The sequence below is a fragment of the Kitasatospora sp. NPDC028961 genome (assembly GCF_055564815.1).
This window is the reverse complement of the sequence record NZ_JBVHVO010000018.1, coordinates 95151-107359: the sequence shown is the minus strand read 5'-3', so window position 1 is coordinate 107359 and position 12209 is coordinate 95151. Positions and strand designations below refer to the sequence as shown.

General features: G+C 75.4%; 13 protein-coding genes. 8 read left to right on the top strand and 5 right to left on the bottom strand.

Annotated features, from left to right (window positions below; translation table 11 throughout):
* The first annotated feature begins 41 nt into the window (after positions 1-41).
* The 5 genes from ACZ4UX_RS26215 to ACZ4UX_RS26195 all read left to right on the top strand — a co-directional run bounded on the left by ACZ4UX_RS26215 (position 42) and on the right by ACZ4UX_RS26195 (position 5282).
* The gene (locus tag ACZ4UX_RS26215; protein WP_465708461.1) at positions 42-1304 is read left to right on the top strand and encodes a glycosyltransferase family 4 protein; all 1263 of its coding nucleotides are present in this window, start codon (positions 42-44) and stop codon (positions 1302-1304) included.
* On the top strand, positions 1301-2554 hold the full coding sequence (locus ACZ4UX_RS26210) for a glycosyltransferase (protein ID WP_465708460.1): 1254 nt from the start codon (positions 1301-1303) through the stop codon (positions 2552-2554). The genes ACZ4UX_RS26215 and ACZ4UX_RS26210 overlap by 4 nt, the downstream gene beginning before the upstream one ends.
* Positions 2551-3600, top strand: a complete 1050-nt coding sequence (locus tag ACZ4UX_RS26205) for an SGNH/GDSL hydrolase family protein (RefSeq protein ID WP_465708459.1) — start codon at positions 2551-2553, stop codon at positions 3598-3600. Before ACZ4UX_RS26210 ends, ACZ4UX_RS26205 begins: the two co-directional genes overlap by 4 nt.
* Before the next feature lie 145 nt (positions 3601-3745).
* The gene (locus tag ACZ4UX_RS26200) at positions 3746-4855 is read left to right on the top strand and encodes an NUDIX hydrolase (protein WP_465708458.1); all 1110 of its coding nucleotides are present in this window, start codon (positions 3746-3748) and stop codon (positions 4853-4855) included.
* A gap of 40 nt (positions 4856-4895) precedes the next feature.
* Entirely contained in the window at positions 4896-5282 is a 387-nt protein-coding gene (locus tag ACZ4UX_RS26195) for a DUF6188 family protein (RefSeq protein WP_465708457.1), read from the top strand.
* Positions 5283-5417: 135 nt separating this feature from the next.
* On the opposite strand, the gene ACZ4UX_RS26190 is transcribed toward ACZ4UX_RS26195, so the two are convergent.
* The 4 genes from ACZ4UX_RS26190 to ACZ4UX_RS26175 form a co-directional block, all read right to left on the bottom strand.
* Positions 5418-5792 carry a hypothetical protein gene (locus ACZ4UX_RS26190; protein ID WP_465708456.1) on the bottom strand — a complete coding sequence of 125 codons (375 nt, stop codon included), beginning with the start codon at positions 5790-5792 and terminating at the stop codon, positions 5418-5420.
* 175 nt (positions 5793-5967) lie between these two features.
* Positions 5968-6372, bottom strand: coding sequence for a roadblock/LC7 domain-containing protein (locus ACZ4UX_RS26185; RefSeq protein ID WP_329490950.1), 405 nt, complete (start codon positions 6370-6372; stop codon positions 5968-5970).
* Between the two features lie 82 nt (positions 6373-6454).
* On the bottom strand, positions 6455-7900 hold the full coding sequence (locus tag ACZ4UX_RS26180; protein ID WP_465708455.1) for a hypothetical protein: 1446 nt from the start codon (positions 7898-7900) through the stop codon (positions 6455-6457).
* A gap of 130 nt (positions 7901-8030) precedes the next feature.
* On the bottom strand, positions 8031-8414 hold the full coding sequence (locus ACZ4UX_RS26175) for a hypothetical protein (RefSeq protein WP_329490948.1): 384 nt from the start codon (positions 8412-8414) through the stop codon (positions 8031-8033).
* Between the two features lie 931 nt (positions 8415-9345).
* Here ACZ4UX_RS26175 and ACZ4UX_RS26170 point away from each other — a divergent pair.
* Positions 9346-9600, top strand: a complete 255-nt coding sequence (locus ACZ4UX_RS26170) for a LapA family protein (protein ID WP_329490947.1) — start codon at positions 9346-9348, stop codon at positions 9598-9600.
* Positions 9601-9767: 167 nt separating this feature from the next.
* On the opposite strand, the gene ACZ4UX_RS26165 is transcribed toward ACZ4UX_RS26170, so the two are convergent.
* Positions 9768-10193, bottom strand: coding sequence for an SHOCT domain-containing protein (locus tag ACZ4UX_RS26165; protein WP_465708454.1), 426 nt, complete (start codon positions 10191-10193; stop codon positions 9768-9770).
* A gap of 404 nt (positions 10194-10597) precedes the next feature.
* Between ACZ4UX_RS26165 and ACZ4UX_RS26160 the strand changes: the two genes are divergently transcribed.
* Both ACZ4UX_RS26160 and ACZ4UX_RS26155 read left to right on the top strand, forming a co-directional pair.
* Positions 10598-11239: an alpha-ketoglutarate-dependent dioxygenase AlkB gene (locus tag ACZ4UX_RS26160; RefSeq protein ID WP_465708453.1), complete on the top strand. Its 642-nt coding sequence runs from the start codon at positions 10598-10600 to the stop codon at positions 11237-11239.
* A 96-nt stretch (positions 11240-11335) separates the two neighbouring features.
* The gene (locus ACZ4UX_RS26155; RefSeq protein WP_465708452.1) at positions 11336-12190 is read left to right on the top strand and encodes a VOC family protein; all 855 of its coding nucleotides are present in this window, start codon (positions 11336-11338) and stop codon (positions 12188-12190) included.
* Positions 12191-12209 lie beyond the last annotated feature (19 nt).

Here is a 12209-nt window from a genome sequence, read left to right as displayed (position 1 = left end):
CCTTTGGCCGCCTGCACGCCGGATGCGGACAGAACGTTGGCATGCGCGTCGTCATCGTCACCGAATCCTTTCCGCCCGAGGTCAACGGAGTCGCCCACAGCGTGCTGCGGACGGCCGAGCATCTGGTCCGCCGGGGCCACCAGCCGCTCGTCATCACCCCGGCACCCGCGCGGGGGGCCGAGTGCCCGCCGCACGTCTTCGGCGGCGGGACGGGGGCGGCCGAGCTGCCCGTGGTCCGCGTCCCGTCCGTCCCGTTGCCGGGCTACCCGCAGGTCCGGATCGCGCTGCCCGGCCGGCAGCTGACGGCCGCGATCGCCGGGCACCGGCCCGACATCGTCCACCTGGCCAGCCCGTTCGTGCTCGGCGCGCGCGGGATGCAGGCCGCCGCCCGGCTGGGTGTCCCCGCCGTCGCCGTCTACCAGACCGACCTCGCCGGGTACGCGCACGCCTACCGCGCGGGCCGCGGGCTGGGCGAGGCCGCGGCCTGGCACCGGATCCGGACCATCCACCGTGCCGCCGCCCGCACCCTCGCCCCCTCCACCCCGGCGGCACAGGACCTCACCGCGCACGGCGTGCCGCGGGTGCGGCTCTGGCCGCGCGGGGTGGACTCGGTCCGCTTCCACCCGCGCCACCGTGACGAGACGCTGCACCGGGCCCTCGCGCCCGGCGGGGAGGTGCTGGTCGGGTACGTCGGGCGGCTCGCGCCCGAGAAGCGGGTCGACCTGCTGGCGAGCACCTCGGCTCTGCCCGGGGTGCGGGTGGTGGTGATCGGCGACGGACCGTCCGCACCGGGGCTGCGGGCCGCGATGCCCGGCGCGGTCTTCCTCGGCCGCCGGACCGGGGAGGAGCTGGCGCGCTGTTTCGCCACCCTGGACGTGTTCGTGCACACCGGCCCGCTGGAGACCTTCTGCCAGACCATCCAGGAGGCGATGGCCAGCGGGGTCCCGGTGATCGGGCCGGCCGCCGGGGGGCCGCTGGACCTGGTCGGCCACCGCCGGACCGGCCTGCTGGTGCCGCCGAGGGACGGCGCGGCGGTGGCCCGGGCGGTCACCACGCTGGCCGGCGACGCTGAGCTGCGGGCCGCCTACGGGCGGGCCGGGCGGGCGGACGTGACGGCCCGCACCTGGGAGGCGGTCGGGGACCTCCTGCTGCGGCACTACGCGGAGGTGCTGGCCGAGCACCCCGGCACGGCGGTGGCCGAGGTCACGGGTGCGACCGGACCGGGCCGCGAGGGCGCGGCCCCGACGGCGGCCCCGACGCGCCCCGCCGAGGGCGCCCCGGTGGTGGAGGAGCTGCCGGCATGACCGACCACAGAGCCTCGCTCCGGATCGTCCGGGTGGCGAACTTCGTCACCCCGGTCTCGGGCGGACTGCGCACGGCCCTGCGCCACCTCGGCGAGGGCTACCGGTCCGCCGGCCACACACCGGTGCTGGTCGTCCCCGGCGAGCGGCGGACGGAGGAGGAGACCGCGCAGGGGCTGGTGGTCACCCTGCCCGGACCGGTGCTGCCCGGCAGCGGCGGCTACCGGCTGCTCACCGACCGGCGGGCGCTCGCCCACGAGCTGACCCGGCTGGCGCCGGACCGACTGGAGGTCTCCGACCGCACGACGCTGCGCTGGACCGGCGGCTGGGCCCGGCGCCACGGCCTGCGCTCGGTCATGGTGTCGCACGAGAGCACCGCCGGGCTGCTCCGCACCTGGGGCCTGCCCGGCCCGCTCGCCACCGCGGCCGCCGACCGGCTCAACCTCCGCACCGCCCGGTCCTACGACACCGTGGTCTGCACCACCGGCTGGGCGGCCGCCGAGTTCCGCCGCCTGGGCGTACGAAACCTCGCGCAGGCACCGCTGGGGGTGGACCTGACCGCCATGCGCCCCCTCACGGCCGCCGAGCGGGCGGACGAGCGGGCGCGCTACGCGGACCCGGGGCAGGCGCTGCTGGTGCTCTGCTCCCGCCTCTCAGCGGAGAAGCACCCCGAGCGCGCCGTCGACGCCCTCGCCGAGCTGTCCTCGGCCGGGCTGCCGGCCGTCCTGGTGGTGGCCGGCACCGGACCGCTCCGGTCTCGGCTGGCCACCCGGGCCGGGCGGCTCCGGCTGCCGGTGCGCTTCCTCGGGCACGTGGCCGGGCGGGGCGCACTGGCCCGGCTGCTCGGCTGCGCCGACGTGGTGCTCGCCCCCGGACCGGTCGAGACCTTCGGGCTGGCCGCGCTGGAGGCGCTGGCGTGCGGCACCCCGGTCGCGGTCAGCCGGTCCTCGGCGCTGCCCGCCCTGGTGGGCCCGGCCGGTGTCGCGGCCGACGACACCGGCGCGGGATTCGCGGGGGCGGCGCGTGAGCTGCTCGCACGCCCCGAGGAGGAGCGCCGCGCCGCCGCCCGCGCCCGGGCCGAACAGTACGGCTGGCCCGCCGCCGTGGCGGCCTTCCTCGCCGCGCACCGTGCGGCGGCCGTGGTGCCGGCGCCGCTCGGGACGCCGGACCGGGGGCAGGACCAGGACCCCGCCCAGGAGCGGGTGCAGGACCGGGCGGTCTCCCCGGCCGCCGGGGCGGAGGAGGCGCGATGAGCACAGCTGTGGTGGGGGACGAGGGCGGCGAGACGCTCCCGGGCACGGCGCGCCCGGAGGCGGTGCCCCAGGAGCCCCCGCCCCTGACGGCGGTGGCCCCGGGCGGCGTGCGCGGGGAGCGGAACGCGGGTGCCGGGAGCGCCGTCGAGCCGGTGCGGTTCGTGGCCCTCGGCGACTCCCTCACGGAGGGCGTCGGTGACCCGGTCACCGGCGGCTGGCGGGGCTGGGCGGCGCTGCTCTCCGGCTCACTGGCTCCGCCGGGGGTCGGCGTCGAGTTCACCAACCTCGCGCGGAGCGGGGCCCTCACCACCGACCTGACGACCGAGCAGCTGCCCGCCGCGCTGGTGCTGCGCCCCCGGCTGGCCGCCGTGGTGGTCGGGGGCAACGACACCCTGCGATCGGGGTTCGACATCGGCCGCACCGCCCGGGAGCTGGACACCACGCTCCGCGAACTCTCCCGCGGCGGCGCCCTGGTGCTCACCGCGTGCCTGCCCGACCCGGGCACGCTGCTGCGACTGCCGAGGCCGCTGGCCCGGCCACTGGCCCGCCGGATGGACGCGGTGAACACCGTGGTGCACGCCCTCTCCGCGCGCCACCACGCCCTCCACCTGCACGTCGCCGGCCTGCCCTGGACGGCGCGGCGCGGCTTGCTGAGCGTGGACCGGCTCCACCCCAGCGCCGAAGGGCACCGGCTGATCGCCCGGGGCTTCCACGAGTTGCTCGCGGCCGCGGGCCGGCCGCTCGGTCCGGCCCCCACCGGCGGTCCCGTCGACCCGCCCCCGGGCGCCGTCGCCGACCTCTGGTGGATGGCCACCCGCGGCACCAGCTGGGTCGCCGACCGCAGCACGGACCTGCTCCCCGGCCTGCTCGCGCTGGCCGCCGTCGAAGGCTGGGCACGCCTGCGCGGCGCCACCGGCCGCCACGACGAGCGGATGGCCCGGGCGGCGGCGGCCGCGCTCGGCGCGCTCGCGCCGGTCGACGCGGACCCACGCGGACCGGTCGACGCGCTCGCGCCGGCCGGGCCGCACGGCGGCCCGCCGAAGTGATCGCGCCTCACCGCCGGACGGACCGCTACGGCCGGTACCGCCCGTTCGTTGAGGTAAGCGGCGGGGAACCGTTCGGAGCGGGTGGGGTGTCGTGGTGGGCAGCGGGCGGATCGACCTGCCCGGATCGAGGGAGGGAGTCGGATCAGTGACGGACCGACAGAGCAATGACTTCGGACGTGAGTTGTTGGCAGCCGCCGGGGTGCTCTTCCCGTCCGCCGACGGCCGGGTGCTCGTGGTGCGGCTGCCGTACGACCGGAAGCACCCGGTGGCCGTCCCCGGCGGGGGCTGGGATCCGGAGGACGTGTCGCCCCGCGCGACGGCCGTCCGGGAGGTCCGCGAGGAGCTCGGGTTCACGCCCGTGCTCGGCCCACTGGCCTGCATCGACTGGACGCTCGACGATTCCCGCCCGCCGATCGCCGCACACCTCTACTGGGCCGAACCGCTCACCCCCGAGCAGTCGGCCGCGTTCGCTCCGGACACCGCCGAGGTCGGCGGGTGGACCTGGCTGACCGCCGAACAGGCCGCCCACGCGCTGCCGCCCCGCCTCTCCCGGCGGGTCACCGCCTGCCTGCGGGCGCCGCGCTCGGCCGGTCCGCTGGAGCTGGAGGACAGCCACCCCGCCGGGCACACCCTGGAGCATCTGACGGTCGAACCACCCCCGGAGTACACCCGGTTGGCGGGTCTGACGCTCACCGGGGACACCACCGGGACGGCCGTCGAGCCGCCGGCTCCCCCGATGGACCGGGCCGGCTACATCGCCGGCCGGCCGCGGATCCGGGCGAAGGCCCGGGCCGTCTTCACCGACACGGCCGGGCGGGTCCTGCTGGTACGCCTGCGGCCGTGGCCGGGCGGCGGCGAGGAGCCGTACTGGACGCTGCCGGGCGGCGGGATCGAGGCCGACCGGGAGCTGCCCCGGGCGGCGGCCGGGCGGGAGATCCGCGAGGAGCTCGGCTGGGAGTACGAGCCGGGCCGGCTGCTGGCCCTCGACTGGCTGCCCGGCCGGGGCGCGGACCCGGCTCACGACCGGGACACCGCCGTACTCGTCTACCTGTTCGACGGCGGGACCGTGTCGGACGAGCGCCTCGCCTCGATCACGCTGCCCGAGGACGAACTGGTCGAATGGCGGCTCTGCGACCCGGCCGAGGCACGCGCGCTGCTGTCCGCCCCGTCCTGGTCGCGGACGGCCGCCGCGCTCGCCGCCCGCGGCGGCTCCGGCGGACCGGCCGAGCTGGTCGAGGGCCGACCGGTGCGCTGACCGGGCCGACCGACCGGTGGCCCCAGTCCACACTGGAGGCATGGAGAACGGAATCGCGGACGTCCTGGCCGGCCGTCGGGTGGACTCGGTCCGCGGCGGCGGGCGACTCGACATCGACCTGGACGGGCCGGTGACCGTCCGGGTGACACACGAGTTCCGCTTCGCCGTGCCGTCCGGGGTGGAGCGCTTCTACCCCGCGCCGGCCGTCCGCCCGACCGTCCGGCTGCTCGCCCTGGTCGGCCGGACGGTGGGAACCGCCCGGGTGACCCCGGCCGGCGGCCTGGAGCTGGTCTTCGACGGCGACACCGTCCTGTCCGTGCCGCCGCACGCCGTGGTCGCGCCCTGGACGGTGCTCACCCCCGAGGGGGTCGTCTGCTCCGGGCTGGCGGGTGGCGAGGTGACCTGGACGGGCGGCCCGGACCGCTGAGCGGGCCGCACCCGCGACCGGTGGCCGGACCGGCGGCCGGGCCGGACCCTGCGCCGCGCGACGCAGGGTCCGTGCCACGGACGGGTCGACCGGACCTCGCCGAGGGCTCCGGGCCGTTCCGGGCCCCGGAGCGGGTCAGACCTCCATGTCGGCCTCGATCTTCGTCAGCTGGTGGCGGGCCATCGCCAGGTTGGCCCGGCTCTTGTCCAGCGCGAGGTAGAGGAAGAGGCCCTTGCCGCTGCGGCCGGTGAGCGGCCGGATCAGGTGGTACTGGCTGCTGAGGGTGATGAGGATGTCCTCGATGCCGTCCTGCAGGCCCAGCATGTCCATCGTGCGCATCTTGGCCCGGACCACGTCGGTGTTGCCGGCGGCGGCCACGTTGAGGTCCAGCCCGCCGGGGCCGTCGAGGGTGGCGAGTGCCATGCCGCTGTTGTAGTCCACCAGCGCGGCACCGAGGGCGCCTTCGATCACGGTCATGGCCTGCTTGAGCGCGCCTGCTGCGTCCGTCATGTCGGTTTCTCCGGTTCGTTCGTGGGTTGGGGATCGGTGGGACGTCGATAGGTGGGAAGGTCGGAAGTCGACACGTCTGCCCGTCGACAGATCTGTCCATCGACCGATCTGCTGTCGACAGGTCGGCGGGTCGGCGGGTGGTGCTTCGGCGGGCGGTGCTTCGGGCGGCGGGCGGTCAGCCCACCTCCTTGGACTCCCGCACGTCCTTGGGCGCGAGGGAGTCGGCGAGGAGCTCGGCGATGCGCCCGGCGGAGCGCCTGGCCTCCAGGTGCAGCCGGCCCACGTTCACGTCCGGGTGCGCCAGGAGGGTCAGCACACAGCTTCCGCCGGCCGCGTAGGTGGCGACGTAGCCGTGCTCGCCGCGGACCAGCGACTCCCGGAAGTCGCCCTGCCCGGTCGTGTCGGCGAGCCGCTGCGCCAGGCCGAGGGAGGCCGCCGTCATCGCCGCCAGGCCCGAGGGTTCGGTCCCGTGGGTGTCGTGGGCGACCAGCAGGCCGTCCACGCTGGCCACCAGCCCGCCCGCGAGATGCGGTACCCGATGCTTGAGGGCGCGGAGTTCGGCCAGCAGCTCGGTCTCCAAGGCGATCAGTTGTCTCCTTCCGACACGCTGCTTGAGCGCCCGCCTCATGGCCGTGAGGACGGAGTCGCGGGCGGAGAGAGGTTCAAAGTCGGGCCTCCAGAAGGTCTCGGACCCGGGTCAGCAGCGCGATGTCCGGGTCTGGAACGGTCAGCGGGTGGGTCGCTGCCGGGGTCGGTGGAAGGGCGGCGGAGCGGGTGGCCCCCGCCGGGACGAGCCCGGCCAGCGCGGCCCCGGGGACGCGGCGGTGCAGCCCACCGGTACGGCCGACCGGCGGGTGACCGGCAGCGGACCGCCCGGCCGGCACGGTCGCGGCGGCCGGCCGGCCCCCGAGAATCCCGGCTCCGGCCGACGCGTGCCCGGCGGAGACGTGCGCAGCGGTACCGGGCGCAGCCGTACCCGGCGCCACCGGTGCCTGGGCGGCGTGCCGAGGCGCGGCGCGTCCCGGGGTACCGCCTCCCGGGGCGGGTTTTCCAGGGTCACCGCCGCCAGGGACAGCACCTCCGGGGGTGGCGAGCAGCCCGGCGGCGGCGAGCCGGCGGATGTCCGCCGTGGTCGCGAAGGCCGAGCGCCCGAGCAGCCGGGCCAGCTCCGCCGGGGTTCTTCGGCCGTCCACATGGTCGAGCAACTCACGCTGGTGCCGGCTCGGCCGGCGGCGGACCACCCGGGTGGGCGCCGCCGCGCACGCCTCCCGATCGGCCCGGCCACCCTCGACAGCTGGTCGTCGCTCCCCGAACTCCCATGCCGCACGGGCCTCGTGGGCGTTGTGAACCTCACCGACAACGTGCCCCTCGTGAGCCTCGTGCGCCGCACCGAACCCGTCGGACTCCCGAGCGGCGACAGCCCCGGCAGCGCCGACAGCACGACCGGCCCCGACCGCTTCGCAGGCCACCGGGCGGACCGGCGCGGTGTCGACTTGGGGCCACGGCCAGATCCGTTCGAGCAACCGACGGCGGCGGTCGACCTCCCGGCAGAGCCGGAAGGCGCTCACCGCCGAGACCGGCCCGAGCCAGTGCCGCACGCCGGATTCGAAGGACCAGCACCCCGCCGTCGACGGTCCGGTGACCGCGCCCGGCCGGGCCGCTGCGGCCGCCCCGACCGATCCGGCCGCCTCCGCCGCACCGGAGGCCCAGGCGGCGGCGTTCCATGACGCGGCGCCGGCGCAGTCCAGGACGAAGAACGCGGCGTCGTACAGCGCGCCGAGATGGCAGATCTCCAACTCGCCCCGACTGAGACTGCGTTGTTCCACCAGCGCCTCGCCGACCCGGCACTGGGGGCCGAAGCTCCGGACGGTGTCCCGCCACGCCTCCGGGGTGATCCGGCCGCACCCGGTCAGCAGGGCGGCCAGATCGGGGCTGTGGTCGGACTCGGCGTGCACCACCAGTCCGTCGGCGAAGTAGAGCGCCCCCGCGGGCCCGCGCAGTACGCCGGTCAACCGGCCCTCGGCGAGCCTGGTGACCGCCTCGCCCGGGTTCCGCCCGAGCCGCCCCGGGGTGAGGACGCCCACCGGGGGCAGGACGAGGCCGCTCATGCCGACCGCCGGTGGACGACAGGCTTCCGCCCGGACGGCCGAAACACGACGGCGGGGGCCGGACGGACATCCGCGCAGTTCGCAGGACCGACCGAGGCCGAAGGGGTGGCCGGATTCACGATCGTGTTCGTCATCCGAGCACCAGTTCCTCGGCGAGGCCCTGGAGGCGGTAGCGCGCCGCAGCCAGGTTGCCCTCGGTCCGGTCGAGCCAGAGATGCAGGACGAGCCGACTGTCGAAGACGGTGTCAATGAAGCACAACAGGTGGTAACTGCGGCCCGCAGTGACGATGATGTCCTGCAACGGCGCTTGCCGGTCCTCCGCCCCGGTGAAGGTCTGGCTCTCAACAGCCGCCCGTACCAGGTCGGTTGCTTCGGCGGCCGAGGTGTCGTGGTCCCCGCTGGGGCTGATCCCGATGCTGCCGAGGGCGAGGCCGCTGCTCCAGTCGATCAGACTGGCAGCCCGGGCACCGGCGATCGCCATCGCCCCGGAGAGGCATTCGTCGATACCCGGCACTCGGGCTCCTTCGGAGGGTTCGGTACGGCCGGGAGCGCTCGGTCGGCACCGGCCGGTCCACCACGACCAGTGGCGGCTTCGACACGGAAGGCTACTGCCGGATTCCATATGACGAACATTCCAATGGCATATTCACACCGCAGCAGGCCACTTTCAGCCATCCTGTGACGCATCGTCAGATCACCGCTCACGGCGAAGCCGCTGGCCGGGTGACCGGCTGCCGAACAGCCCGGGAGGCGACCAGGGGCGCGACCTTGGCCGGTTGTCGGCCACGACGGAGGGTTTCGGACGGGATGTACGGTAGGGCCGCATCACGCCACGCTCGCCCCACCGAGGTGCCGTCCGGCCACCGCGCCGGGGCAGCGGGCGATCAGGATGATCACGTGGCCGGCCGCGTGCGGGCCCATGAGGTCGACTCGTTCGGCCGGACGCAGCCGCCCACCCTGGGCGCCGAAGCGGCGACAGCTGGAGAGAGGGCGCCCCGTCCGGCCGGCGCCGACCCCCGGGGCAGTCCGGCAGTCCGGCAGCCCGGGGGAACGAACAAGGCGGCCGCCCCCGATGGGGAGCGGCCGCCTTGGAATGGAGCGCCAGGCCCGGGTCGAACGGACTCTTCCTACTGAAAGTAGGACGTGCTCCAGTAGCACCTCTGACGCCTGACCGAGAGATCATTTCCTCTCGACGGGAAGAACATTAGCAGGACATCACGCCTGGTCAGAAATCGAGTGGGCGGCAACGGGAGGCGGACCCGGCGGAACCCCGGCACCACTCGACCGCGCCCGTGACAACGAGCGACGACGACCGGTCGAGCCGGGGCAGCGCCGGTCGCCCGGCGCGACACGGGGAGGCCGGGCCGGGCGTTCGGCGGGCGGAGAGCCGGCGGCCGGATTGCTCCGAACGGGCCCCGGTCGGCGGGTCGCACCATACTGGGGACATGGCGCAGAACACTCCTCCGCCGCACGCTCCGCCGACCGTCACGGTCAAGGGCCGCGAGGTGCGGATGCGTACGATCGCGGTCGCTGTCCTCGCGGTGCTGGCCATCTGGTTCATCGCAGCCAATACCGGATCGGTCTCCATCACCCTCTGGATCGCCACCGTCACCCTGCCACTGTGGGCGGTCCTCACCGTGACGCTGGCCGTCGGGCTGGTCATCGGGTACTTCCTCGCCCGTCGGCGGGCCAAGGTCTGAACCGGCCCCGGACCCCGGCCCCGGGCACCGCCCGCCCGGGACCGGGGCGGCGGCGCGTCCGCACCCACGGCGCGCACGGCGCACGGCACACACGGCACACCGCCCGTCGACGGAGGGCACCGGCGGGCCGCGGCGCGATGCCCAGGACCCGCCGGTGCGGCCCGGCGTCAGGAGAGCAGGATCTCCTTCGCCTTCCGGAACTCCTCCTCGGAGATCGCCCCGCTGCTCCTGAGGCCGGCGAGCTTGGCCAGTTCGTCGACATGGCTGCCCGCCCCGCCGGCGGTACCGGTGGCGGTACCGCCGCCCTCACCGGCGGCCGCCTCCTTGACGTATGCCTTGAAGGCGGCGTCGGCCTGCTTCGCCTGCTCCAGGTCGCGCTCGCCCATCGATTTGCCCCGCGCGATCAGGTAGACGAAGACGCCGAGGAAGGGCAGCAGGATCACGAAGATCAGCCAGCCGGCCTTGCCCCAACCGCCCATGTCATGACTGCGGAAGATATCCGAGATGATCTTGAAGAGCAGGAAGAACCAGAGGATGAAGAGGAAGAGCTCCAGCATCGTCCAGAACAGGTTGAGCAACGGGTAGTCGTCCACGGTGTCCTCCTCCCGCCGGCCGACCGACCGTCGGTGGCCACGCGGTGAACCGCGCCGCCCGGAGGTGGGCGGCGGACAAACGAGTCATATCACCGCTATTCGACCGCCGCATGTCAGAAATAGAACAGCCGGCGAGCGCGTCGAGCCCTCCGAAGAGGCTCTTCGCCACCACCCGCGCGGCGATTTCCCCGGCGCCCCCGCTCACCCACCGGCCGCGACCAGGTGGGGCTCGGCGACGGCGCCAGGTGGGCGAAGGCCTTCGCGCTCACCCCGGTGACGGCCGAGGTCGAAGCGCGGATCGCCGCCCTCGTGAAGCAGGCGGCGAGCGGAGGCCCCCCGCGGCGGGAACCCGCACCCGAAGAAACTGTTCGAGCATACGTTCGATAACGGCGTAGGCTGGATCCATGCCGAGCACCCTGCACCTCCAGCCCTCGCTGTTCGACGACGCCGACGGGGGCGGGGCCGCGCTGGGGCCTCTGACGGGGGTACGGCGGGAGGTCCTGGGCGCCGGCGCCTGGGTGGACCTGCTGCCCGGGTGGGTGCACGGGGCGACCGAGCTGTTCGAACAGCTGGCGGCCGAGGTGCCGTGGCGGGCCGAGCGGCGGGAGATGTACGAGCGGGTGGTGGAGGTGCCACGGCTACTCGCGTCCTACGGGGAGCGCGACGCGCCGCCGCACCCGCTGCTGGGCTCGGCCCGGGCGGCGCTGAGCGCGCACTACGCGGAGGAACTGGGCGAGCCGTTCCGGACCCTGGGGCTCTGCTACTACCGGGACGGGCGCGACAGCGTGGCCTGGCACGGTGACCGGATCGGGCGCGGGGACCGCGAGGACACCATGGTCGCGATCGTCTCGGTGGGCGAGCCCCGGACGCTGCTGCTGCGCCCGCGCGGGGGCGGCGGGCCCGTCGTCCGGCACCCTGTCGGGCACGGGGACCTGCTGGTCATGGGCGGGTCGTGCCAGCGGACGTGGGAGCACGCGATCGCCAAGACCGCCCGGCCGGTGGGGCCGCGGATCAGCGTCCAGTTCCGGCCGCGCGGGGTGGCCTGAGCAGCCACGGCCGGGAGCGGGGCGGGCGTCCCGGTTGCCGGGGGGCCGGGGGTCGCGGAGGCTGGCCGAGGGGTCCGCCAGGGCTTGGAGGACGGCATGCCGAAGGCCGGCAGGTACCACGAGGGCGTCCCGTGCTGGGCCGAACTGGCCGCGCCGGACGTCGAGCGGGCACGACGGTTCTACGGCCGGCTGTTCGGCTGGGAGTACGTGGCGACCGGCCCGGCCGGTGACGAGTACCTGGTGGCGACGGTGCGCGGGGTGCAGGTGGCGGGGATCAGGTCGCGCCGGGAGGTCGACGGGCAGGGGCGGCCGGCCTGGACGACCTACCTCGCGGTGGACGACGCCGACCGGACGGCCGGACTGGTCCAGGAGGCGGGCGGACTGGTCGTCTTCGAGCCGTTCGACGTGCCCGACCAGGCGCGCGGGGTGCTCGCGGTGGACCCGCTCGGTGCGGTCTTCGGGCTCTGGCAGGGGTCGCTCAACCCGGGGGCCGGCCTGGTGAACGAACCCGGCACGGTCGCCTGGAACGATCAGCTCTCGCCGGCGCCGGACACCGCCCGGGACTTCTACGGCCGGGTCTTCGGCTACGGGTACGACGCCGCCGCCGCCGACCACACGGTCTTCCGGGTCGGCGGGCAGCCGGTCGGCGGGATCGGCGGGGACCCGGGCATCGACCCGGACGGCCGACCGGCCTTCTGGGCGGTGTACTTCGGGGCGGCGGACACCGACCGGACGGTGGAGCGGGCGGTCCGGCTCGGCGGGAGCGTGCTGGACGGGCCCGAGCCGACCCCGTACGGGCGGCTCGCGGTGGTGCGGGACGACGGCGGGGCGGTCTTCACCCTGATCTCCGTCCCTCCGGGCGAACCGGCTGATCCGGGCCCGGACCCGAACCCGGGCCCGGACCAGAACCCGGACCCGAACCCGAACCCGACCGGCCGGACGACGATCTGAGCTCCTGCCCGCTCCGCAC